Here is a 21,426-nt window from a genome sequence, read left to right as displayed (position 1 = left end):
AGTACGTTGGAAACCAGTGGTCATATTGTTGAAGATCAGGTTTTATTGCCAGACCGTAATCGCTTCTTCATTTCAGATCCGTTTGGTAATTATTTTGAGCTCATGGAGTTTAAGAACAATTAATCACCCTTGATTTTAATCTGCTTGTTAATTAAATTCCTTTTACATTTATGAATAATCATTGTTTGCTACTTACTTCTTTTCTCTCATTACCCATATCCGCTTTCTTTTCGTCTGGGGCATTTGCTCAACCTCAACAAGACTCCAAACAAGATGTTGTAGAAATCTCCTCTCTTGTTATTCCTAATGATACTTTTAAATTTCTTTTGGCGCCTTTACAGTCTTCCAATCGAATCGAATATAATCATTATCTTCCTTTGTTAATTAACACAAATTCGCAAATATTTATTGACAATACAGCTTATGTTAAGCAGCGCCCAATCGAAACTGACAATATCAATAGTTCATATATTGATTCTATCGGTGATAGCGTGCGAATAGGCTATCGGAAGCTATTAACTGGAGCTGATAGTTTTTGGGGAGTCAATTTTGGTTATGATAATGCTCTGCAGGCTGGGCTTTACTACCAACCACTTGGTGTTGGCTTCGAGGTTACGTCACCTAATTTCCAATTAGTTAGTACTTTTGCGGCCCCAATTGGCAATCGAGCTTACCCTTCCCCTGGAAAATCTATTCTATCACCTTTTAACATACAAGTTTCAGTGCCTACGGGTATCAATGCCTTGGTTTTTTTGCCTAGGTTTTATTATATATATGATTACAATGGTGCATCTGCCCCCGGCGGTCAATTGCAACTAAATTATCACTTTAATCCTCGTTTAAAACTTTCGTTATCTACGAGTTATGATAATTTATCAGGCTCAGGAGGTGCATTAGAGTTATTTTGGCGTCCTAATGTACCTGTAGCGCCTAGTTTAGGATCTCCCATAAATCCTCAAATACTTGGTTCCTATGCTGGACCTGTTGGCAATAATGGAACACGTATTATTCGTTTAACTGGTTCTGATCCGGCATACGGAGATTGAAGGTTTTCTTTATTCTTCAATTAGTATCAATGCATGTCCGTCTGGATCTCTTAGTCTGCAAGCTTTTCTTGCTCCCCAAATACTAGCAGGTATTGATATTATAGAGCCAAATGATTGAGGCAAATTGCTTGTTGCTATTTTCCCATATAGTTCGCTTAGGTTATTTACTGATAATATTATCCTCCACTCATTTAAATCAGTTGGTTTCGGGTTAATTCTGGGTCTTCGTTCTTGGTTTGGTAATTGATAGTCAAGTAGTTCAATCCCCATCCCATGAGGGTTTGGCCTAAGAGTACTTATTAAAACCTTTGTATTCTTTAAGCCATCCATTTCATCCTGTTCTGTTCCATAGTTAGTGCCTTGCCCAAGAATATCAAGTCCAAGGATTCCGTTGTAAAATAGCAAACTTCTCTTTGTATCTGATACGCCAATGGCGGTGTGGTCTATACCCAAATATAAATCACCGTTATTATTATGCCATCTATCATCTCCTTTATCTTTTGGGAAATTCAGAAGTTCCAACGGATGTCCATGAATACCTTTAAATTTTACGGCTTTAACATTTGCCGCACCAGTATTCCATTCTGGTAGTGTTTGTGGTCTGCTTGAAATTTGGACTGCTTTATTTGCTCCTTTGGTAAATGCTTCTTCAATATCACTTACAACTATGCAAATGTGTTGAAACCAGAGATCATTACTCTTTGAATCAGCTGGTATCATTTCACCTTGGTAATTATTTTGTTTTAAACTCTCTATATTTTGGAATTCCCAAAGTTCAAGTTCTTCCTCCCCAAGGTGCAATTTGGCTTTATCAACAACTGCGTTCTGCATACCCAAAAGTTCGTCAAACCAATTGCCTTTCAGTATTTCTCGTTTGCCAGCCTGAAAACCAAGATTTTCGCAGTACCATTTAACTTGGTCATCTAGGTTTTTTGTTGTTTGCGTGATGCTTACTATCTTGTTTGGCATGCTGTGTCATCAAAAAAAATTTCTATTTATAATACCCTGATTGCTTCATTTCTTGGTTTCTCTTGTGATGTATGCTTATTTGCTGACAGACAAATTTTTTTAAATTATTCTTGGCTAGTTGTGCTAGTATTTTATAGTAAATTTTGCAATTAGCGTGTTTACCCCATGTCTGAACAATTTTTGAAGGGCAAAGTTGCAATTGTTACCGGTGCTAACAGTGGTATTGGTAAATCGGTTGCATTAGAACTTGCTGTTCGTGGGGCTAGTGTAGTTATTAATTATAGATCTCACCCTGAACTTACTGAAGTCATTTTGTCTGAAATTGCTGCCTCAGGTGGAATTGCTATCGGCGCTCAGGCTGATGTTACTAATCTAGATTCGCTTCAGGGAGTTGTGGATCTCGCTGTTGCAACCTACGGCCGCCTTGATGTTATGGTTAATAATGCAGGTCTTGAAACGCGCACCTCTATTCTAGATACTACCCCTGAAGACTACGACAAGGTTTTAGATGTTAATTTGAAAAGCGCCTTCTTTGGTACACAATTTGCTGCCAAGCAGATGATTTCCCAGGGAGGTGGTGGCAGGGTGATAAATATTTCTTCTGTTCATGAAGATTGGCCCATGCCAAATAACACAGCCTATTGTTTGGCTAAGGGTGGTGTTCGGATGCTCGCCCGCACCGCAGGTGTTGAGCTAGCGCCCCATGGCGTTACGGTTGTTAATGTGGGCCCTGGCGCCGTTAATACACCTATCAATGCTCCAACAATTAATAATCCCGAGCTTTTAGCTAAATTAAACTCTGCCATACCTATGGGTCGGATGGCTGAGCCCAGTGAAATCGCTTCAGTTGTTGCTTTCTTGGCCAGTGATGCCGCAAGCTACATAACTGCCACATCTATTTTTGCTGACGGTGGAATTATGCAATCAAGTCCCGGTCTCTAAGTTGTTATTTAGTTGTTTTTAGCTTTTATTCTCTCACTTAGTTCTTCTACCACTATTTTTGATTCTAGTATCCTTCGCAATGTGTTGAAGTTCTCTTCATGCTTCTCCCCGTTAAGTATTAGTGTTGCTACTTTTATATTTCTATTTTCGAGCGCCTCTATTGATAATAGTGTGTGGTTTAAGGTGCCAAGCCCAGATCGCGCAACAAGCACTACTGGTAAATTCCATGCCTTAACTTGATCAATTTGAAGCCAGTCATCTCTTAGGGGTACCATTAAACCTCCCGCTAGTTCAACCACTAAGGCACCTTCATGGTTAGGTAGCCTTAAATTTTCTTTATCTATTGTTATTCCTTCCGCAGCTGCTGCTTGGTTTGGCGATGCTGGCATTTTTAATCTATAGGCTTCTGGGATAATCTGTTTTGCTTTTATACCGCTTAGTTTTTTTACAGTTGCGCTATCGCCACCTGTATCTAGATCGCCGCATTGCACTGGTTTCCAGTAGTGGGCATTTAATTTATTTACAAGCAAGCTGCTTACTATTGTTTTACCTACATTTGTGTCTGTTCCTGCAACAATTATGCGGCTAGGTGTGTCCATTTGCTTAATTCTTTGCCATTGGCTTTTGTGCTATCACTAGCATAATATTCCAGTTTATCGTTATCTTGTTTCCTTCACGGCTCTGCCTTTTTTGTTGCATTTCTTTGTTTATTTCTTGTGGCCAGCAATTGTTTAGTTTTTTCAATTCTTTCTGATTTAGTGTGTGAATAGCACCTCCATTCGTTCCCATTGATTTCATTTGTTTTAGGAATTCCATGCCTGAACTATATTGTTTGCTATATCTAATTATTTTGTGTTTTTTTATTTCTGCTACTTCGCTGAGGCTTTTTGTTAATTCATGCCAATTTGGTAGCTTGATAGCTGTGCATTTCACTCCAGCTATTTCGGCGGCGATCTGCCAGCTTGTAAAACTTCCCTCTACGGGCACTGTTATTGCTAGCCAGCCTCCTGGGCCTATTGCCTCTCCCCATTGTTTTATTTTTTCTACTGGATTATCTAACCAATGCAATGCAAAACTGCTTGCTATTAATGCAGCACCCTTTGCCATAGGTGGCACTCCTTGATTTAAATCCCATTCCATTTTCCTCATGCTTGTGAATTTTGATTCTGCTAGTAGTTCTTTGCATTCATCTACTAATAGTGCGCAAAACTTCTTTTTTTGATTTTCCAAAGCTCTGGCTAGATGTCCACTTCCTGCGCCAAAATCCCAGATTGTTCCATCGGGCACCTCTAGGTTTTGGCAATGTTTTGCTAATCTCCAGGCCACTGCTTGTTGCAGTTTGGCATTCTTTGCATAATGTTTTGCTGCTTTTTTAAAAGCTTGGCATGGTTTTATTTCCATGGCTTATTGTTTCGCCAGCCAGTTGAGCATTGTTTCAGCCAATGTTGGTAGCAATAATCCATGGCCTATCCCATCAAGTTTGATGATTTCTGCATTTTTTAGCTCCAAACGCAGTTTTGCTTTGCTGGCCTCGTTCACAATTTGATCATCGCCAGCTTCCACTACCAAAACTGCTGCTTTCTGTGGGAAAGCTTCTGGTATCCCTTTGCAGCTAGAAAGTAAAACTAAATCATCTACTAATTTTTTTTTACCTTTTTCTGATATCTCCTGATCTTCCACTCCTGCAGGTAGATAATCCACCGGCTGCGGTGCCGCTACTTTTTCCCTGAACTCTTCAAATAATTCCCTTATTTTGCCTATTTCTATTTTTTGCGCCATTGCTTTGAGGGCAATTTGCATGTTTCTGCCATCGCTTCCTTCTGGCACAAATTTGCCAAAACTAGCTAACAGAATCACGGCATCTGAATTTTCTAGAATTTTGCTTGGTGTGAGATGTAGCCCTAAGGAGTTAACAATTAATGCATGCTTGTAGCTGTTTTGCCATTCAGGTGAGTTTTCTTTGAATTCGCCATAACCTCTCTCAAAGCACTCAAGAAGCCAGCCTCTTTTCTTGCATGGTTCGCGCCATGATTGCCAGCAGCGTTGATCACTGCCCCAGCCATGAACGGCTATTAATTGCCATGTCCTTTTCATTCTTTGCTGCCTCCTTTTCCAAGGATGGCCATGAATTTTTTAAGGCTTTCTTTTGGCAGGTTTGGCCGCAAGCTCACCCTTAGTTGCGCCTGGCCCTCTGGCACCGTTGGCGGCCTGATTGCTATCACCAGCAGCCCCGCCTGTTCAAGTTGTTTCTGCATTTCAAGCGCCTTTTTATCACCCCCCAGCTTTATGGCAAGGATCGGACCATTGCCTGGGGGGCGAGGCCAGCCATGTTGCTCGAGCGTGTTGCGCCATTCATTTGCGCTTGCACTTAACTGTTGCCTCATTTGCTCCCCATCCGCTGAACCTATCAAGTCCAGGGCCTTCAGCGCCGCTGCTGCCAATGGAGGTGCTAAGGCGGTGCTGTAGCGAAAGGCGCCACTGGTTTGAAGCAATTTCTCTGCTACTTCCCCATCCGCTGCCAAGAAGGCGCCACCGCTGGCAAAGGCCTTGCCAAAGGTGCCACTGATCAAAGTTATTCCATCAATGCCATGGCCTAGCCCTTTGCCCCCCACGCCCATGATTCCAAGGGCATGGGCTTCATCAAGTAATAGTTTTGCATTGTATTTTGTACATAGCATTGCTAGCGCTTTTACATCTGGGCTAGAGCCTTCCATACTGAATAGGCTTTCACTAATTACCAGCAATTCTCGTTCAACATCATCAGCTCGGATCTGCTCTAATTTTTGCTGTAGATCTTCAAGGTTGTTGTGTTTAAACCTTTGCAGTTTTGCTCCCGTTGCTTTGATGCCCACCAGTAATGAGTGGTGGATTAGTTGATCGGCTAGCACCAGGCTATGCCTACCAGCAAGGGCTGCAACAGCTGCAATATTTGCCTGAAAGCCACTGGGGAAAAGCAATACCCGTCCCCGCTTTAACCATTTGGCTAATGCTATTTCCAGCTGTTCATGTTCAGGGCGGCTGCCGCTCACCAGCCTTGAAGCACCAGCTCCAACACCTCCCTTTTCAATGCTTGCAATGGCAGCTCTGCTGATTTTGGGATTTCTACCCAAGCCAAGGGTGTCATTACTGGCGAGGTCTAGCAGACTGTTACCACTAGGGGTTTCTAGGTGTCCAGCAGCTTTACTAATGAAAGTGCGCAGCTGCCGGCGCCTTTCTGGTTTCAATTCAGCCATAAGATTCAACGATGAATGCCACCGCTAGCTCCCCTGCCAACGGTGCTGCCCCCCTGGATCCAGGGCAACTTTTCCCGTTCCCCCTGGATGAATTCCAGTTGGAAGCCATCGGCTCTTTGAACCAGGGCCATTCGGTGGTGGTGAGTGCCCCCACAGGTTCCGGTAAAACGTTGATTGGTGAATACGCCATCCATCGCGCTTTGGCCCATGGCCAGAGAGTGTTCTACACCACCCCGCTCAAGGCCCTCTCCAATCAGAAATTGCGTGATTTTAGGGAGCAGTTTGGCGCCACCAATGTTGGCCTGATGACCGGTGACCTCACCGCAAACAGGGAGGCCCCAATTGTGGTGATGACCACTGAGATTTTTCGCAACATGCTCTATGCGGAGATCGATAACAGCGAAGACCCCCTAGATGGCGTTGAGGCGGTGGTGCTCGATGAATGCCACTACATGAATGATTCCCAGCGGGGCACCGTTTGGGAAGAATCAATCATCCACTGCCCTTCTGCAATTCAGTTGGTTGCTTTATCTGCAACGGTTGCCAATGCAGGTCAATTAACGGATTGGATTGAGCAGGTGCACGGCCCCACCGATTTAATCCTTAGCGATTTCAGGCCAGTGCCACTGCAATTCAATTTTTGTAGTGCAAAAGGTTTGCATCCATTGCTAAACGAGGCCGGCACCGGCCTTCATCCCAACTGCAAGGTTTGGCGCGCTCCTAAGGGCCATCAACGCAAGGGGAAATCGGCTAAGCCACCCCAACCGGAGGCGCCCAGCATGGGTTTTGTGGTTGCACAATTGGCAGAACGGGAAATGTTGCCCGCAATTATTTTTGTGTTTAGCCGTAGGGGTTGTGATAAAGCAGTGCGCGATCTTGTTAAGGCATCTTTGCTAAATAAAGAAGAGGCTGCTTCCATACAACGGCAATTAGAAGCCTTTGCTTTGAAGTGTCCTGAGGCTGTGCGCGATGGTTATCACGCAGAGGCCCTACTTCGTGGTGTGGCATCTCACCATGCTGGTGTTTTACCGGCCTGGAAGGAATTGATAGAAGAATTATTCCAGCAGGGTTTGGTGAAAGTGGTTTTTGCCACAGAAACCTTAGCTGCTGGTATCAATATGCCTGCCCGCACCACTGTTATTTCATCCCTTTCAAAGCGCACTGAAAATGGCCACAGGCCTTTAATGGCCAGTGAATTTCTACAGATGTCTGGTAGGGCTGGCCGCCGCGGCCTGGATGTGCAGGGATATGTGGTGGCAATGCAAAGTAGGTTTGAAGGTGTTAAGGAAGCTGGCCAACTTGCCACAAGCCCAGCTGATCCATTGGTGAGTCAATTCACCCCTAGCTACGGCATGGTGCTCAACCTATTGCAGCGTTATGCATTACCAAAAGCTAAGGAATTGGTGGAACGCAGTTTTGGTCGCTACTTGGCTACTTTGGATTTAGCTGATGATCAAGCGCGCATAACTTCCCTGCGGCAGCAGTTGGAACAACTTGGAGAAACCTCCACCGATGTACCATGGGAAGATTTTGAAGACTACGAAAAGCAACGTAGTCGCTTGAGGGAGGAAAGAAGATTGCTGCGCATTCTTCAGCAGCAGGCAGAGGAAACATTAGCCCACGAATTAACCCTTGCTTTGCAATTTGCAAGCCCCGGCACATTGGTGAGTATTAAGGCACCTCAATTGCGTGGTGGTGTGTCCCCAGCAGTTATTGTGGAGAAATTACAAGGGGCCGCTCAATTCCCCCTGTTGCTTTGCCTTACGGATGAAAACATTTGGATTGTGGTGCCATGCCATGCCGTGGTTTGCATCCATGCTGAATTGAGTTGTTTACAGGTGCAAAATATTCCCGTACCGGAATTAGATCGGGTTGGGGAATTGCGCCATGGCGATCAGCACAGTGGTGGTTTGGCCCTTGCTGTGGTTGCTATGGCTCGCCGCCACGACATGCACACCCCCCAATACGACCTGGCTGGTGAGGTGCGCGATCAAGCGGAATTAGTAAATAATTTAGAACACGATTTGGAATTACACCCAGCCCACCGTTGGGGTGATCGCAAGCAATTAAAGAAGCAGCGGCGGCGCATGGAGGAATTAGAAGAAGAGATTGCTGAACGTCAGCGTTTATTGCATCACCGCGCTAATCGCCATTGGGAAACATTTCTTGATTTAATTCAAATACTCCAACACTTTGGCTGCCTTGATGAACTTGAACCCACGGAAGTTGGTTTAACAGTGGCGGCCCTAAGGGGTGATAACGAGCTCTGGCTTGGTTTATCTTTAATGAGTGGTCATTTTGATGAATTACCACCAGCTGATTTAGCTGCTGCCCTTGAGGCAATATCTACGGAGGTGAGCCGTCCCGATCTTTGGTGCGCTTACCCACCTCCCCCAAAAGCAGAGGAGGCACTCCACGACCTGCGCGGCCTGCGGCGGGAATTGGCGCGCCTGCAGGAACGCCATGGGGTGTTGTTCCCGCTCTGGTGGGAACCGGATCTGATGGGTTTGGTGAAGGCCTGGGCTGAGGGCGAAAGCTGGAGTGATCTGATTGCCAACACCTCCTTGGATGAAGGCGATGTGGTGCGCCTGATGCGCCGCACGGTGGATCTGCTCGCCCAATTGCCCTATTGCCCGGCCGTAAGTGAAGAACTGCGCCGCAATGGCCGCCGCGCCCTGCAGATGATCAACCGTTTCCCGGTTAAAGAAGAGCTGCCTGGGGTTATCGACGATTCCCTTAATCCAGCCACACTTAGGGCATCACTTCTGGATGCGTAACGCCTAGATATCGAGTCGTTTATAGATCGTATCCAGCTGGGCCTGATGTAATTCTGTGCTGAAACATTCCGCTAATTGGCTGGCATTTAAGCAACTGCTGATCGCCGGATCAGCCTCGAGATTGGCGCGGAAATCGCCCCCCTCCACATTCCAAGCCCTGTGGGCATGGCCCTGCACCAGCCGGTAGGCCTCCTCGCGAGCTAGGCCGCTATCAACCAGGGCCAGCAGCACCCGTTGGCTAAAAACTACGCCTCCATAGATGTTGAGGTTGCGGCCCATGTTGGCTGGATAAACCTGCAGGCCAGCAATAACTTTGGTCATCTCCCGCAGGATGAAATGGAGCGTAACGCTCACATCCGGCAGCATCATTCGTTCCACGGAACTATGGCTGATGTCGCGCTCATGCCAAAGGGCCACATTTTCAAGGGCCGCCACCGTGTAGCTGCGCAGCACCCGGGCTAGGCCGCTGATCCGTTCACTGCGGATTGGATTGCGCTTATGGGGCATGGCGGAACTGCCCTTTTGACCCTTGGCAAATTCCTCCTCCACCTCCAGCACATCACTGCGCTGCAGGTTGCGGATTTCCGTGGAGAACCGTTCCAGGGAGGTGCCCACCAGGGCCAGGGTTTGCACGTATTCGGCGTGGCGGTCGCGGCCGATCACCTGGGTGCTGGCGATGTCTGGGGTGAGGCCTAAACGGGCGCAGGCAATTGCCTCCACCTCAGGATTGGTGTTGGCGTAGGTGCCCATGGCGCCACTGATCTGGCCTACGGCCACCACCTGCTCAAGCCTTTCGAGCCGCTCCTGGTTGCGTTCGGTTTCCGCCAGCCAGCCGGCCAATTTGAAACCAAAGGTGATCGGCTCCCCATGGATGGCATGGGAGCGGCCAATCATCACCGTGTGCTTGTGGGCCCTGGCCTGCTGGCGGATTGCTGCAGCAAGATTATTTAGTTCCTGGCGCAGCAGTGCCACCGAGGCCTTGAGCTGCAGGGCTAGGCCGGTGTCGAGCACATCGGAGCTGGTCATCCCCACATGGATATAACGGCCAGCATCCCCCACCTGTTCATTAACGTTGGTGAGGAAGGCGATTACGTCGTGGCGCACCTCAGCTTCTATTTCAAGGATGCGCTCGGGGCTAAAGCTGGCTTTGCTTTTGATCTCCGCTAGCGCCTCAGCAGGCACCTTGCCTAACTGGGCCTGAGCCTCGCAGGCGGCAATTTCCACATCCAGCCAGCTTTGGAATTTGGCCTGTTCTGTCCAGATCCCGCCCATTTCGGGCAAGGTATAACGCTCGATCAAGAGGATTATTCAGTCAACTATCAATCTAACTAGCGTCGGCTGTGATACTTAGCCGCGACACTTCCCAAAAAACGGCAGACCCCCAAGCCTGTTGCCTCACCCAACAGCGGCGGCCATTGCAATGGATCAGCTCAAAGGCAGGTAGGTCGTGGGGATGGTGGATCAATTTGACAAAACTGCCAGGTTGCAAGCGTTGTGGAAACATCAACACTTTTGCCCTAGGGCTCTCGCAGGGCCTGAGCTCAGGTTGGCTGATGGCCTGAGCCATTTTCCTCCAAAAAACTTTTATTGATTCTCAGGCAGGTTTTTGCTTAAACGCGAGCTGCGTTCGGATTTCCTCGGATTTGGGATGCTTTTCTGTTACGTAGTTCAATACAGCAATTGCCAGCGCCATGGCCAATCGCCAACGCCTAGACCTGCGCTTGCTGGAACTTGGCTTAGTGGCAAGCCGGCAACAGGCCCAACAATTGATTCGAGCCGGGCGGGTGCGTTTAGGTGCGGAAATTCTCGATAAACCAGGCCGTGAGATCGATCTTGACGCCCTACCTCAAGTGGAGCTGCCACCTCGATTTGTTTCTAGGGGCGGTGAAAAGTTAGAGGCAGCCCTAAGCCAGTTACCAATTCAAGTGGATGGCCGCTGTTGCCTTGATGCGGGAATTTCAACAGGTGGTTTTAGCGATTGTTTGCTTCAACACGGTGCGGCGCGAATTTATGGCATCGATGTTGGCTACGGACAAATTGCCTGGAGCCTGCGCACCAACCCCCGAATTGTGCTCAAGGAACGCACCAATGTGAGGCATCTAAAAGCCGAAGATCTCTACAAACCCGATGATCCATTGCCCACCCTTGCGGTGGCGGATCTTTCCTTTATTTCCCTTGGCTTGGTGCTGCCAGCTTTGCAGGGATTGCTGGCGGGCGCTGCTGCTGCAGAAGCGATTTTGCTGGTGAAACCCCAATTTGAAGTGGGGCGCCAGAGGGTGGGAAAAGGCGGGGTGGTGCGGGATCTCAAGGCGCAAGGGGATGCTGTGTTGGCTGTGGCCGTGGCGGCAGCTGGCCTGGGCTGGGTGCCCCAGGGATTGGTTGCATCCCCCATCACCGGCCCCGCGGGCAACCATGAATATCTGCTTTGGTTGGGGCCAAAGCCCCACTTTGAGCCAGATAAATGGGCGGATTTAGTGGCCCAGGTGGTGGATAGGGCCAATGGGCCTTGAGCTAGATGGCGCTGGTGTCGCGGTCGCCAGTGCGGATGCGAATTACCGATTCCACTGGTGTTACAAAAATCTTGCCATCACCGATCTCACCTGTGCGGGCTGCTTCCTGCACAGCGCTCACAACCGTATCCACCTGGCCGTCGTCTACAACGATTTCCAGTTTTAGTTTCTGCAGAAATTCAACGGTGAATTCTGAGCCGCGGTAGCGCTCCACCTGGCCTTTCTGGCGGCCAAAACCACGCACTTCCGTAACGGTCATGCCAACGATGCCGGCATTCACTAGGGCCATCTTCACGTCGTCGAGCTTGAAGGGGCGGATCACTGCTTCTATTTTTTTCATTGTTTTGGTGGCTATGCCATGGGGAGTGCTTTGCCAGAATTATGGCTGCAGATCCATTTCAGGAACCGCCTGCCCATTTTTGCGTAGCGATAGTTACGGTTGATTGATTTTCCCCCCATCCACTTTTATTTCGTGACTGTTCCAAGCACCCAGAGCCCCGCCTATGGCGAACGCAATATCGCAGCCGCTGAACTGATCTGTTTTGATAACCCCCAACAGCAAAGGCCATATAACATCGCAATTTCATTGCCGGAATTCACTTGTAAATGCCCATTCTCTGGTTATCCAGACTTTGCAAAACTGCAACTTAACTATCAACCTGGCCCAAGGGTTCTGGAGTTGAAGGCACTTAAGCTTTATGTTAATAGTTGGCGCGATTGCACTATTTCCCATGAGGAGGTTGTGAATCGCATCCTGGATGATTTTGTGGCAGCTGCTGCACCAATCTGGATGGAATTAGTGGCTGATTTCAACCCAAGGGGCAACGTACATACCGTAATTACGGTGCACCATGGTGTAGAGCAGCATTAGCAATTAGTGGTAGTTCATCGGCAAAAGCAGTGAGATTGCGATTGCATAAGCCACCTATATGTAGCGTATCCCCCTCTGCGATGGCCCACAGCTGGCGAGTGGCAATAAGGCTAAGCCCGCCTCCGAGTAACAGAATTGCAAAACCTGTATAAACCAGAGGTACACCCGGGTCGCGTTTAATTAGCAAGCCACTTGCGGGTAACACATCCACCAGGCGAATTGGTATGCCATAGATTTCAACTGCTTCACCTCCCACCGGCAATAAGCCCAATAATTCACTGCCAGCAGCAAAAACTTGGGCAGGGCCGATCTCGGTTTGAAGCGCGATTAAAACGGGATTGGTTCCATCGGGTTTTGTTGGTAGAACTATCCCCCAAACCTGCTCGCCCAGTTCTGGGAAGGTTTGCAATGGCAATTGCAGTAAAGGGCTATTGCCCAGTTGCAATGTGATTGCAGCTAACGACCAATCGGCTTGGTAAATAGTGATACCCCGATGCCTGATTGGATGATTAACGCTTACTTTTGTAGCTAGGGGTTTATTTGCATCGCTATCATTTAATTCAATACTGGAGCTGAACTGTTCAGGCCGTCCGGCGGGGTCGCGATCGATGGCAAATTTGCTCAGCGATAATTCCAATTGGGTTTCACCCTGGCGGTTGAGGAGCTCCAAAGAACGGCCCGGCGCCAGGTAGCGCTCCAACCTTTGGCCGCCGAAGGCCCCCACCACGGCCCCCACCATGAACACGATCAAACCGGCATGCACCAGCAGTGGCCCCACCCGACCCACGAGACCGCGGCGGGCAGCTAAACGCTGGGGGCCCGGTTTAACAGCCCAACCCTTTTGCCTTAGGTGGGTAGCTAGATCAAGCAGGGCTTGATCGCCATTTGAATTGTTGATGCTTGTGGCAACAGCTAATTTGCTCAGTTGCCGCGGTTGGCTGTAATCAAGCCAGCGCAAACCAGCTTTTAGGGCCGGCCATTGGCGCCGCAAACTGCAAAGCAGCAGAGCAACGGCAAGCCAGGCCAGCAAAAATAAAAACCAATTACTGGTGTATAGATGGTCTAATTCCAAATTGAGCAGTTGCTCACCACCCAAAAACCCAAGCCAAGGGTGGGGGTTGTAGCGCTCCAGATAAAAACTGTTTGGCTCCCCCTGGGGTATGGCGGTGCCAAGGCCGCTGCTGCTAGCTATCACCAACAGCAAAATAATTGCCACCCGCAGATCTGAAAGCCCTGCCGCCAACTTGTTGGCCCATTTTTTAAGCAGTTCAAGCATTCCTAATTTCATTAAAGGCGTGCCAGCAGGCTCAATCCCCCTAGGGCCACCAGCACCGCACCACTGATGGGCGGAACCCATCTGCTAACTGAGCGCAGCGCCAATAGTTTTGGTAGCGAAGCAGCAAGGGTACCCGCCAGGAGTAGGGGCAACACCTGGCCGCTGCCAAAACAAGCCAGTAAAGCCATACCCAGCAGGGGCCTACCAGTTTCTGCAATCCAAGCGAGCAAAACAGCCAGCACAGGGGTAGTGCATGGTGAGGCCGCTAAGCCAAAGGCAAGGCCCGCTGCTACGGGCGCAAGTAATGGGGGAACCCGATTGCGCCAGCGTTCCGGATCAGGGCCCGCTGGTAAGCGCAAGGGCACTAAGCCGAGCAGATTGAGTCCCATTAACACAGCCAGCAGGGCCACCAAAACAGATATGCCCTCTGGTGTTTGGCCATAAAGACTGCCCAGTAGGGCGCTCGCAGTGCCGAGCAAAACCAAGGCTGCCACCACCCCAAAGCAAAAGCCAAAACTGCGTTGCCAGGGGCTGCGAGGCGCTGATTCTGAATCTTCAGTGCCAAATCCAGCCAAGTAGGCAAGGCTCACAGGCAATAAAGACAAACTGCAGGGGCCAAGGCTGGTGAGTAGGCCAGCGCCAAAAACCAAGGCAAAAGTTCCAGGTCCTGGATTTTGCAAGCCACCTTTCAACAGCTGCTCGCTGGCGCGAGCTAGATCAGAAATGGCGAGGGATAAATCCACCCCTTCAGCCTATCCATTGGTCCATCAGGCATGTTGATCGCTTGATTCCAGCGAACAACGGATCAATAAACCTGCCGTTGCCAGGCTTGCCAGTAGAGAGTTGCCGCCGTAGCTAACCAAGGGAAGCGGTAAGCCAGTGGTGGGCATTGCTCCACTCGCTACGGCGATGTTCATAAGCGACTGCCCCACCAATAGGGCGGTGCAGCCAATTGCAACCAAACGGGTTTGGTTGCTTCTAGCCCTCATGGCAACTTGCAAACCCACCACTGCAAATATTGCAAGAAATAACAACAGCACTAAAGAACCAACAAAACCAAATTCCTCCGCAAACACAGCAAAGATGAAATCTGTAGTTTGGATCGGCAGATACATAAGTTTCTGGGTGCTAAGGCCATAGCCAGTGCCTGTTACGCCACCGGAGCCAATCGCCAAAAGGCTTTGAACTAGCTGATAACCATTGCCCTGGGGATCTTTCCAGGGATCAAGAAAAGATGTAACCCGGAGGCGTTGGTATTCATTGGCCAGGATGCTTATGGTGCCAATTACCCCGCCTAAACCGGCGCTACCCACCAGCCAAGGCAAAGGTAAACCCGATGCCAAGGCGATTAACCAAAGCAAAAGGCCTGTGAGGGCAGCGGTGCTGAGATTTGGTTGTTTGAGAATTAGCAGAATTAAACCGCCAAATACGGCAAGCCAAAGCAGCCGCTGTTCCACCCCTAAACGGCGCCAATGGGCAAATAAAGTGGCCCCTTGCAGCACCACAAAGGGTTTGATCAGTTCAGTGGGTTGCAACTGAATCGGGCCGATCACCAACCAGCGGCTGGCACCATTAACGGTTGTTCCCATTACCAAAGTGAGGGCGATCATGGCCCCTCCCACCAGCAGGGCAGGGGCCGCTAAACGCAACCAACGCCTTAGGGGCGAACGGATGATCACAAAAAACAAGCCCCAACCAGCCACCAACCAAATCAATTGACGCTTAATCGTGTAGAGGGCATCGCCCATCTCTCGGGCAGAAATCCACCAACTGGCAGATGCCAGCACCATTAAGCCAAAAGCGCTCCAGGCCACTATGAGGCCAAATAACAAACGCGTTTCAGCTGGCCAAAGATTGAGTTGTAAAGGCAATAACCCCGCAGATGAATGGCTGCTAACCCTGGCCATGCCTGTTAATTGCTTGATAATTCATTCAGCCGCCGCTGTGGCTTTTTAGCCATGGATTAGGGACAAAAAAAAGCCCGGCTGAACCGGGCTTTTATAGGGGGTGAAGCAGCTTTTTAGTTGCCCACATTGGTTTGCCGCTTACCGGTAACCAATTCAACTTTGAGTATTTTTCCACCCTGTTTCATGATTCGCTGCTGTTCAGCAAACCAGCTTTCGTAGGGCACCCACTTGGTGAAGTAGGTGTTTTGCAATTCCCTTTGGGTTCTCACCTTCTCGGGAGAGGGGATGCAGGCTGTGATTTTAAAGAGGCGCATGGGGCTCCTAGGTGAGGGGGAGCTCCTGCTCAGTTGCCGAGGCCGGAGCAGATGTAATCGAGATAAACGGCCATTTCACGGCCAGCATCTGAGCCCACTAAGGATGCTGTGGCTTCCTTCATGGCTTGGATTGCCTGAACCGTTGCGCCAATGGGAACACCTAAGGAGTTATAGGTTTCCTTGAGGCCATTCAGAACCCGCTCATCAAGGATTGATGTGTCGCCAGCCAACATGGCGTAGGTGGCATAGCGGAGGTAGTAATCCATGTCGCGGATGCAAGCTGCATAGCGACGGGTGGTGTACATGTTCCCGCCGGGACGGGTGATGTCTGAATAAAGCAGGGCCTTTGCTACCGCATCACGGATGATGGCGGCGGAATTAGCGCTGATGGTGGTGGCAGCACGCACCCGCAGTTCACCACTGGTGAAGTACTGCTCAAGGCGCCCCATGGCGTTGGTGTCCAGGTAAAGGCCCTGAACATCGGATTGGTTGATGACGTTAGTGATCGCGTCTTGCATGGATCCCTGAGGGTGAAGTGGTGAAAGCGTTCGGGCCTCAGGAGAGGGCGCCGATTACGTAGTCGAAGTAAGAGCCAGCTTCTTCGGCATCAGCTCCGCTGAGCAGACCCATGGCGGCACTCTTCATCTCCCGCACGGCAAGGGCCATGGCCTCAAGGGGAGTGCCAAGGGCTTTGTACATTTCTTTGGCGCCAATCACCCCGATTTCTTCAATCGGTGTGACATCACCTGCCACCACTCCATAGGTGACAAGGCGAAGGTAGTAGTCCATGTCGCGCAGACAGGTAGCAGTCATCTCCTCGCCATAGGCGTTTCCGCCTGGGGAAATGACGTCGGGACGACGTTGGAACAACGCGCCGCCGGCCTGCTTCACAATCCGCTCGCGACCTTCGGCCAAGACCTGGGCGACGCGAAGACGGCGTTGGCCGCCGGTCACGAAAGCCTTGATCTGGTCGAGTTCGCCAGGGCTGAGATAGCGGGCCTCAGCGTCCGCGTTGATAATCGAGTTGGAGACGATGCTCATGCAGTTCTGCCTCGAAGCAAGCGGCCACCAAAGCGGAGGCCGGGATCCTGTGGGTTTGGGTGCTTCCAGCCTTAGCCGGTTGCTGGATCAGTGTGCCTGATCACCAATGCATTCTGCGGCAGTTACTGAAGATTTCCCGGATTGCGGTAACAGTTCTTCACGGCCCTTGGTGCCTAAATAGCCAAGCAGATCCCTTTGCTTGCAGGAGCTCTGAAGGAAGTTATTGATACTATTCCCCTATTATTGTTGAAAACAAATAAGCCAATCTAGTTGGGGGGAGATTGGTATTATTTTTAGTTTGGCTTAATTGCAGGGGTTAGCCCCCCGTTGCCGCCGTAGAGGGTTGCTGTGCGCACAAGGCTGCTCAGGGCCATTCCTGGCTGGCTGCCGAGACCCTTGAGATAGGGAACGGTGTTTGCACCAAAACTTGTTTTATAGCTAGCTGAATTGAGCACTGCTTCAATTGCTTTTACCTGCCCCATTTGGGCCCGGCCGCTAAGAAATGCAGTTGCCTCAGCGGCCTCTGGAGCTCTACCAAGTAGGGCCATGTGGGCTGCACTTGCAGCTGCCATTGGGGTCATCAACCAGAGCCGTTGTTGAAATAAATCGTTAGCGGCCACTTGGGCTACAAATTTGGCAACGTCGATTTGGCCGTTGCAAAATTTTGATTCGGCTTCAATCAAGCGCTCTGAAGCGAAGGGAATTCGATTTAAAAGCTGGCGATAAACGGCGCAGATCAATTCCTCTTTTTCAGCGACACTGGCCCCCTTGCTGAGGCTAAATACTTTGGAAGCTGCATTTTCAGATTGCAGGCCCAAAGCTTGCTTAAGCCCCTTGGCTTGTACCCCTTTGCCTGATTGGCTGCTATCGCTTTGCCAACGGGGTGCACTCCAGCCACGATTTGGGTTTGGCAGTTGCCTAATGCTGTTGTTTTGGCTTTGGATCCAGCGGGGTTGAGCTTCAACAATTTGCCCGCCAACATCAGCCCGCCAGAGCCCCGCATTTGCGTTTGATTGGCCAGGGAAATTACGGGGGGTGATGCTACCCGGGGTATTCATCAACGAGCTTGAATAAATATCCGGACGTTTTTGCTGGCTGAAGCATTTTTGTGGTTCCTTAATTGAAGCAAAATCTAAAGGCATACGCAGGGCAGGTACCCTGCGGCCGTTTAGATCATTGGCGGTGATGAAGCGCTCGTAGGGAACCGTGTCTTCCCCGAAGGCTTCAATATATTCCTTGCTATTTATTAGTGCATCTACAACGCCATAGAAGCCTTTGCGGGCTGCGATGTCGAAATAGCTATTGATTTCCCAGCGGCCAAAGCTGGGGCGCCCCAGTAAGCGCCGGTGCATCACTTCAATGGCTTTAGTGATATATAAACCACTCCAATAACGGCGGCGGAAAGCCTTGGAGCGCGCCACCATTCGGATGAATTCCCGCAGGCTAATGTTGCCATTTTCAAGTTTATTTTCCTCTGAGCTGATTCGATCACCGGCGTAGCCGCTATTGCCAAGGATCTGCACATAAACAGCATTGATAACTGCTTGGGTGCTTGATTCTGTGTTGCGGATATTGGCTGAACCACCACGCTTTGGTTTTGAGCTGCCACCGGTGGCGATTTGTTGCAACCGCACCACTTTGGGCCCCACCCGCCGCGGTTGGGATGATCTAAATCCAGGGCTATCCATTTGGCCTGGGCTTTCCATGCCATTACCCACCAAAAGCCGCCTGGTGCGGTAGCCATGGGGGGCAGGCCTAGTGGCTACTGAAGCGGTGGCGGAAGGGAAGATTGCCCCGTATTGCAAGCCAATTGGATCATTGCCGCCACCGTAAACATGTTGATCAGCTAAGGGTTGGCGGTAGGCGGCATAAAGGGTTACGTATTGGGGTGCCCCCTCAAAGGGTGCGCTGAATTGGAAAAGTTTGCGATTTGAGCCCCAGCCAGCACTCTCTTGGGCCTCTTCACCAAGATCACGCAAGTAAGGAACGGTTTCTTCGCCAAATACCCTGGCGTATTCCATGCTGTTGATCAGGGAATCAACCAAGCCACCTAGCCCTTGGGCGCTAACGATTGCGAAGTATTTGCGGAATTCTTCAAGGGAGCTAGGGCCCCTGCCAAGGAAATGGCGAAATGCCAGTTCAACGGCGCGGCTATTTGAAAAGCGGCCGAAGAATTGGGTGCGATATTCCTTACTTTTGCCAAGGGCACGGATGAATTCCCGCATGGAGATTTGCCCCTGGCGCACTTGGCTTGCTTCCACAGAACAGGGTTCTTGGGAATAGGCCTTAGCGATGTCCCGTTCAAATACCTGGCGTTGGGCAGCGCGGATAATTTCTGCTTTTTCGCTACCGGATAAACCTGGACGCATCACAAAGCGCTGGGCCCCTTCCGCCGCCAGCGCATAGATCGCAGGAAGCTGCAATCCCTGCTGCTGAGGGCTGCCAAGCCTTTGACGGGTGGAGGGGGTGGAAACCGCCAACTCATCAATGAGCACATTGAAGCAAGCGATAACCAGCTCCCGAGCCGTTGGGTTATCAACAAACAAATCAGCTGAGGCCGCCCGCATCTCCTGCAGTGCCAGGTTTGTGGCTGGCAGGGAGCAGCCCTTCTCAAGCAGATCCCTAAGGCCCCTTGCATTCACCGCAAGAATGCTGGGATCGCCGGCCACCAAGGCGTAGCCCACATAGCGCAGAAACCAACCCAGATCCCGCAACGACTTGCGCATCCTGGAGTTGCCGTAGCGCGAAACATTGATTGGCGTAAATCCAGATGGAATAACCACCTGCACATCAGCTGCTGCTTGGAAACCCTCCCGAATCCGCCCCAGCAGCCCGCTGCCGCCACTGCCTTGGGCAAAGGTTTGAACCGAACTAGCAAAAGCAGCTTGGTCTGCTGCAAGTGCCACCTCCCCAGCAGCGCCCACTGCAACGGGAACCAATGGTTTATCTAAGTAGGAAAGGGGGGTGCCTCCCACAAAAATGCGATTGGCCGCCTTGGCAACGATCGCGTTGGCATTGGCGCTCAGGCGGCGAGCGGCTTCAACCCGGTTTTGGCCGCTCTGGAAAAAGGTTATGAGGCTATCTAGCTCGCCCTTATCCGGAAAGCGGTCCTGCTGTTCCGCTTGACGAACATTGGCGAGTGGGAGGGTGTCGTAAAGCTGGGGGCTAACCCTGGGGCTGCCGCTGCTGGCGGTTACAGACATGAATGAGCTCCTCTGTTGTGCAGATTACGGCTGCGGCCGGAGCCAACGGCATTCAGATGAACAAATGTTTGCAGCCCACCCCGGTGAATGAGAGGCTCAGATCTTCCGCTGATCCGTGGATTTGATGGCCATACCCGTTCCCCCAGCTACCGATGGGGCCACCCCTGTGGTGGGTGCTTTCTACGACCGCTTCCCCTACCCAGGTGATCCCCTCCAGGACGGCCCACCCCCTGGCTACAACTGGCGTTGGTGCCATCGGGCTGCCCATAGCCATTGCACCGGCACAACCCCAGCGGCTGGCAAATCCCTGCGCATTCTTGATGCGGGCTGCGGTACGGGCGTTAGCACCGACTACCTCGCCCATCTCAATCCAGGGGCAGAAATCCTTGCCGTAGACATCAGCGGTGGTGCCCTTGAGGTGGCCCGTGAAAGATTGCGGCGTTCCGGTGGCCTGGCTCAGGTGCGCTTTGAACAGCGCAGTTTGCTGGATCTGGCGGGGGAGGGACCCTTTGAACACATCAACAGTGTTGGGGTGCTGCATCACCTCGAAAATCCCCTAAATGGTCTGAAGGCCCTAGCGCCCCTACTGGCACCAGGGGGATTGCTGCACCTGTTTTTGTATGCGGATGGGGGCCGCTGGGAAATCCATCGAATTCAGCGTTCGCTAGCCCTATTGGGGGCAAAAAGCGATGGGGATGGTTTGCGCTTGGGAAGGCAACTCTTCCAGAACTTGCCGGCTGACAACAGGCTTAAACAAAGGCACGAACAGCGTTGGTTGATCGACACAAGCGCAGATGCAAATTTTGCTGACATGTATCTCCACCCCCAAGAAACCAGCTACAACCTGCAGGGGCTTTGGCGATTTGTGGAGGGGGCTGAGCTCACCTTCCTTGGTTTCAGTAACCCCGATCAATGGGATCCCAAGCGCCTACTTGAGGGCGAATTGCTGGAGCGGGCCCAGGCCTTGCCCCAGGAGCAGCAATGGCTGTTGATGGAAGCCCTCGATCCTGATATCAGCCATTTTGAGTTTTTTCTCTCTAACAAACAGCTGCCAAGGCAAAGCTGGAACAACAACGAACTCCTTTGGCAAGCCACCTTGGAGCGCAACCCTTGCCTTTGGGGTTGGCCTGGAGCAAGTCTTTTGGATCAAGAGCTGCGTCCTTTGAATTTGAGCCCGTTGCAGCTCACTTTTATGGAGTGTTTAGCAGCCACGTCAGCAATGCCAACAAGGCTTTCCAACCTCAATTTGGGCTGGGAGGCGAGCCAAACATCTGAAATTGCCCGCCAACTATGGGGATCTGGAGTGCTTTTGCTCGGCTTGGATAACTGAAGGCACG

Annotated in this window: 21 protein-coding genes; 6 read left to right on the top strand and 15 right to left on the bottom strand. The window is 50.6% G+C overall.

Annotated elements, in window-relative coordinates:
• The first annotated feature begins 170 nt into the window (after nucleotides 1-170).
• On the top strand, nucleotides 171-1,046 hold the full coding sequence (locus KBY68_RS08820; protein ID WP_255096828.1) for a hypothetical protein: 876 nt from the start codon (nucleotides 171-173) through the stop codon (nucleotides 1,044-1,046).
• A gap of 9 nt (nucleotides 1,047-1,055) precedes the next feature.
• Here KBY68_RS08820 and KBY68_RS08815 read toward each other — a convergent pair whose 3' ends face one another.
• Nucleotides 1,056-2,015 (bottom strand): VOC family protein, encoded by a 960-nt coding sequence (locus KBY68_RS08815; protein WP_255096826.1) that lies wholly within the window; start codon nucleotides 2,013-2,015, stop codon nucleotides 1,056-1,058.
• A 165-nt stretch (nucleotides 2,016-2,180) separates the two neighbouring features.
• Here KBY68_RS08815 and KBY68_RS08810 point away from each other — a divergent pair, with 165 nt between their 5' ends.
• Entirely contained in the window at nucleotides 2,181-2,957 is a 777-nt protein-coding gene (locus KBY68_RS08810) for an SDR family NAD(P)-dependent oxidoreductase (RefSeq protein WP_255096825.1), read from the top strand.
• 8 nt (nucleotides 2,958-2,965) lie between these two features.
• On the opposite strand, the gene bioD is transcribed toward KBY68_RS08810, so the two are convergent.
• The 4 genes from bioD to KBY68_RS08790 all read right to left on the bottom strand — a co-directional run bounded on the left by bioD (nucleotide 2,966) and on the right by KBY68_RS08790 (nucleotide 6,190).
• Nucleotides 2,966-3,556: a dethiobiotin synthase gene (gene bioD / locus KBY68_RS08805; RefSeq protein WP_255096824.1), complete on the bottom strand. Its 591-nt coding sequence runs from the start codon at nucleotides 3,554-3,556 to the stop codon at nucleotides 2,966-2,968.
• A 4-nt stretch (nucleotides 3,557-3,560) separates the two neighbouring features.
• Entirely contained in the window at nucleotides 3,561-4,358 is a 798-nt protein-coding gene (locus KBY68_RS08800) for a methyltransferase domain-containing protein (RefSeq protein ID WP_255096822.1), read from the bottom strand.
• A 3-nt stretch (nucleotides 4,359-4,361) separates the two neighbouring features.
• Nucleotides 4,362-4,757 (bottom strand): alpha/beta fold hydrolase, encoded by a 396-nt coding sequence (locus tag KBY68_RS08795; protein WP_255096821.1) that lies wholly within the window; start codon nucleotides 4,755-4,757, stop codon nucleotides 4,362-4,364.
• A gap of 290 nt (nucleotides 4,758-5,047) precedes the next feature.
• Entirely contained in the window at nucleotides 5,048-6,190 is a 1,143-nt protein-coding gene (locus KBY68_RS08790; protein ID WP_255096820.1) for an aminotransferase class I/II-fold pyridoxal phosphate-dependent enzyme, read from the bottom strand.
• Nucleotides 6,191-6,201: 11 nt separating this feature from the next.
• Here KBY68_RS08790 and KBY68_RS08785 point away from each other — a divergent pair, with 11 nt between their 5' ends.
• A complete protein-coding gene (locus KBY68_RS08785; RefSeq protein WP_255096819.1) occupies nucleotides 6,202-8,967 on the top strand; it encodes a DEAD/DEAH box helicase in 2,766 nt (921 codons plus the stop codon).
• Between the two features lie 3 nt (nucleotides 8,968-8,970).
• On the opposite strand, the gene purB is transcribed toward KBY68_RS08785, so the two are convergent.
• Entirely contained in the window at nucleotides 8,971-10,266 is a 1,296-nt protein-coding gene (purB, locus tag KBY68_RS08780) for an adenylosuccinate lyase (protein WP_255096818.1), read from the bottom strand.
• A gap of 25 nt (nucleotides 10,267-10,291) precedes the next feature.
• Entirely contained in the window at nucleotides 10,292-10,534 is a 243-nt protein-coding gene (locus tag KBY68_RS08775) for a hypothetical protein (RefSeq protein WP_315855659.1), read from the bottom strand.
• A gap of 124 nt (nucleotides 10,535-10,658) precedes the next feature.
• Here KBY68_RS08775 and KBY68_RS08770 point away from each other — a divergent pair, with 124 nt between their 5' ends.
• Nucleotides 10,659-11,477, top strand: coding sequence for a TlyA family RNA methyltransferase (locus tag KBY68_RS08770; RefSeq protein ID WP_255096817.1), 819 nt, complete (start codon nucleotides 10,659-10,661; stop codon nucleotides 11,475-11,477).
• A gap of 1 nt (nucleotide 11,478) precedes the next feature.
• Here KBY68_RS08770 and KBY68_RS08765 read toward each other — a convergent pair whose 3' ends face one another.
• The gene (locus KBY68_RS08765; RefSeq protein ID WP_106499301.1) at nucleotides 11,479-11,817 is read right to left on the bottom strand and encodes a P-II family nitrogen regulator; all 339 of its coding nucleotides are present in this window, start codon (nucleotides 11,815-11,817) and stop codon (nucleotides 11,479-11,481) included.
• A 132-nt stretch (nucleotides 11,818-11,949) separates the two neighbouring features.
• Between KBY68_RS08765 and queF the strand changes: the two genes are divergently transcribed.
• Nucleotides 11,950-12,348, top strand: a complete 399-nt coding sequence (gene queF / locus KBY68_RS08760; protein WP_241537013.1) for a preQ(1) synthase — start codon at nucleotides 11,950-11,952, stop codon at nucleotides 12,346-12,348.
• Here the strand turns inward: queF and KBY68_RS08755 are convergent.
• From KBY68_RS08755 to KBY68_RS08725, 7 genes are all read right to left on the bottom strand, one after another.
• Nucleotides 12,317-13,624: a cytochrome c biogenesis ResB family protein gene (locus KBY68_RS08755; protein ID WP_255096834.1), complete on the bottom strand. Its 1,308-nt coding sequence runs from the start codon at nucleotides 13,622-13,624 to the stop codon at nucleotides 12,317-12,319. The two genes, queF and KBY68_RS08755, sit on opposite strands and share 32 nt — an antisense overlap.
• Nucleotides 13,625-13,635: 11 nt before the next feature.
• On the bottom strand, nucleotides 13,636-14,367 hold the full coding sequence (locus KBY68_RS08750) for a cytochrome c biogenesis CcdA family protein (RefSeq protein WP_255096816.1): 732 nt from the start codon (nucleotides 14,365-14,367) through the stop codon (nucleotides 13,636-13,638).
• A 24-nt stretch (nucleotides 14,368-14,391) separates the two neighbouring features.
• Nucleotides 14,392-15,531: an FtsW/RodA/SpoVE family cell cycle protein gene (locus KBY68_RS08745; protein ID WP_255096815.1), complete on the bottom strand. Its 1,140-nt coding sequence runs from the start codon at nucleotides 15,529-15,531 to the stop codon at nucleotides 14,392-14,394.
• Nucleotides 15,532-15,644: 113 nt separating this feature from the next.
• The gene (locus tag KBY68_RS08740; RefSeq protein WP_106499305.1) at nucleotides 15,645-15,845 is read right to left on the bottom strand and encodes a phycobilisome linker polypeptide; all 201 of its coding nucleotides are present in this window, start codon (nucleotides 15,843-15,845) and stop codon (nucleotides 15,645-15,647) included.
• Nucleotides 15,846-15,874: 29 nt separating this feature from the next.
• Complete coding sequence (gene apcB / locus KBY68_RS08735; RefSeq protein WP_106499306.1) at nucleotides 15,875-16,363, bottom strand: allophycocyanin subunit beta; 489 nt, start codon at nucleotides 16,361-16,363, stop codon at nucleotides 15,875-15,877.
• A 37-nt stretch (nucleotides 16,364-16,400) separates the two neighbouring features.
• A complete protein-coding gene (locus KBY68_RS08730; protein ID WP_106499307.1) occupies nucleotides 16,401-16,886 on the bottom strand; it encodes an allophycocyanin subunit alpha in 486 nt (161 codons plus the stop codon).
• Between the two features lie 293 nt (nucleotides 16,887-17,179).
• Nucleotides 17,180-20,089, bottom strand: coding sequence for a phycobilisome rod-core linker polypeptide (locus tag KBY68_RS08725; RefSeq protein WP_255096813.1), 2,910 nt, complete (start codon nucleotides 20,087-20,089; stop codon nucleotides 17,180-17,182).
• Nucleotides 20,090-20,213: 124 nt separating this feature from the next.
• On the opposite strand from KBY68_RS08725, the gene KBY68_RS08720 reads away from it, so the two are divergent.
• A complete protein-coding gene (locus KBY68_RS08720; protein ID WP_255096812.1) occupies nucleotides 20,214-21,419 on the top strand; it encodes a class I SAM-dependent methyltransferase in 1,206 nt (401 codons plus the stop codon).
• Nucleotides 21,420-21,426 lie beyond the last annotated feature (7 nt).

Origin of the sequence: Synechococcus lacustris Maggiore-St4-Slac (assembly GCF_024345595.1) — a bacterium.
In the GTDB taxonomy this organism is placed as follows: Bacteria; Cyanobacteriota; Cyanobacteriia; order PCC-6307; family Cyanobiaceae; genus Synechococcus_D; species Synechococcus_D lacustris.
This window is presented reverse-complemented; position numbering and strand designations above follow the sequence as displayed.

Excerpts from the sequence above, each read along its gene's own strand:
- KBY68_RS08755 (WP_255096834.1), bottom strand. The coding sequence starts at position 13,624 with ATGCTTGAACTGCTTAAAAAATGGGCCAACAAGTTGGCGGCAGGGCTT.
- KBY68_RS08770 (WP_255096817.1), top strand. The coding sequence starts at position 10,659 with ATGGCCAATCGCCAACGCCTAGACCTGCGCTTGCTGGAACTTGGCTTA.
- bioD (WP_255096824.1), bottom strand. The coding sequence starts at position 3,556 with ATGGACACACCTAGCCGCATAATTGTTGCAGGAACAGACACAAATGTA.
- KBY68_RS08765 (WP_106499301.1), bottom strand. The coding sequence starts at position 11,817 with ATGAAAAAAATAGAAGCAGTGATCCGCCCCTTCAAGCTCGACGACGTG.
- KBY68_RS08730 (WP_106499307.1), bottom strand. The coding sequence starts at position 16,886 with ATGAGCATCGTCTCCAACTCGATTATCAACGCGGACGCTGAGGCCCGC.
- KBY68_RS08745 (WP_255096815.1), bottom strand. The coding sequence starts at position 15,531 with ATGGCCAGGGTTAGCAGCCATTCATCTGCGGGGTTATTGCCTTTACAA.
- KBY68_RS08740 (WP_106499305.1), bottom strand. The coding sequence starts at position 15,845 with ATGCGCCTCTTTAAAATCACAGCCTGCATCCCCTCTCCCGAGAAGGTG.
- KBY68_RS08795 (WP_255096821.1), bottom strand. The coding sequence starts at position 4,757 with ATGCAAATTGCCCTCAAAGCAATGGCGCAAAAAATAGAAATAGGCAAA.
- KBY68_RS08815 (WP_255096826.1), bottom strand. The coding sequence starts at position 2,015 with ATGCCAAACAAGATAGTAAGCATCACGCAAACAACAAAAAACCTAGAT.
- KBY68_RS08720 (WP_255096812.1), top strand. The coding sequence starts at position 20,214 with ATGGCCATACCCGTTCCCCCAGCTACCGATGGGGCCACCCCTGTGGTG.
- KBY68_RS08725 (WP_255096813.1), bottom strand. The coding sequence starts at position 20,089 with ATGTCTGTAACCGCCAGCAGCGGCAGCCCCAGGGTTAGCCCCCAGCTT.
- KBY68_RS08800 (WP_255096822.1), bottom strand. The coding sequence starts at position 4,358 with ATGGAAATAAAACCATGCCAAGCTTTTAAAAAAGCAGCAAAACATTAT.
- KBY68_RS08820 (WP_255096828.1), top strand. The coding sequence starts at position 171 with ATGAATAATCATTGTTTGCTACTTACTTCTTTTCTCTCATTACCCATA.
- KBY68_RS08790 (WP_255096820.1), bottom strand. The coding sequence starts at position 6,190 with ATGGCTGAATTGAAACCAGAAAGGCGCCGGCAGCTGCGCACTTTCATT.
- KBY68_RS08785 (WP_255096819.1), top strand. The coding sequence starts at position 6,202 with ATGAATGCCACCGCTAGCTCCCCTGCCAACGGTGCTGCCCCCCTGGAT.
- KBY68_RS08775 (WP_315855659.1), bottom strand. The coding sequence starts at position 10,534 with ATGGCTCAGGCCATCAGCCAACCTGAGCTCAGGCCCTGCGAGAGCCCT.
- apcB (WP_106499306.1), bottom strand. The coding sequence starts at position 16,363 with ATGCAAGACGCGATCACTAACGTCATCAACCAATCCGATGTTCAGGGC.
- KBY68_RS08810 (WP_255096825.1), top strand. The coding sequence starts at position 2,181 with ATGTCTGAACAATTTTTGAAGGGCAAAGTTGCAATTGTTACCGGTGCT.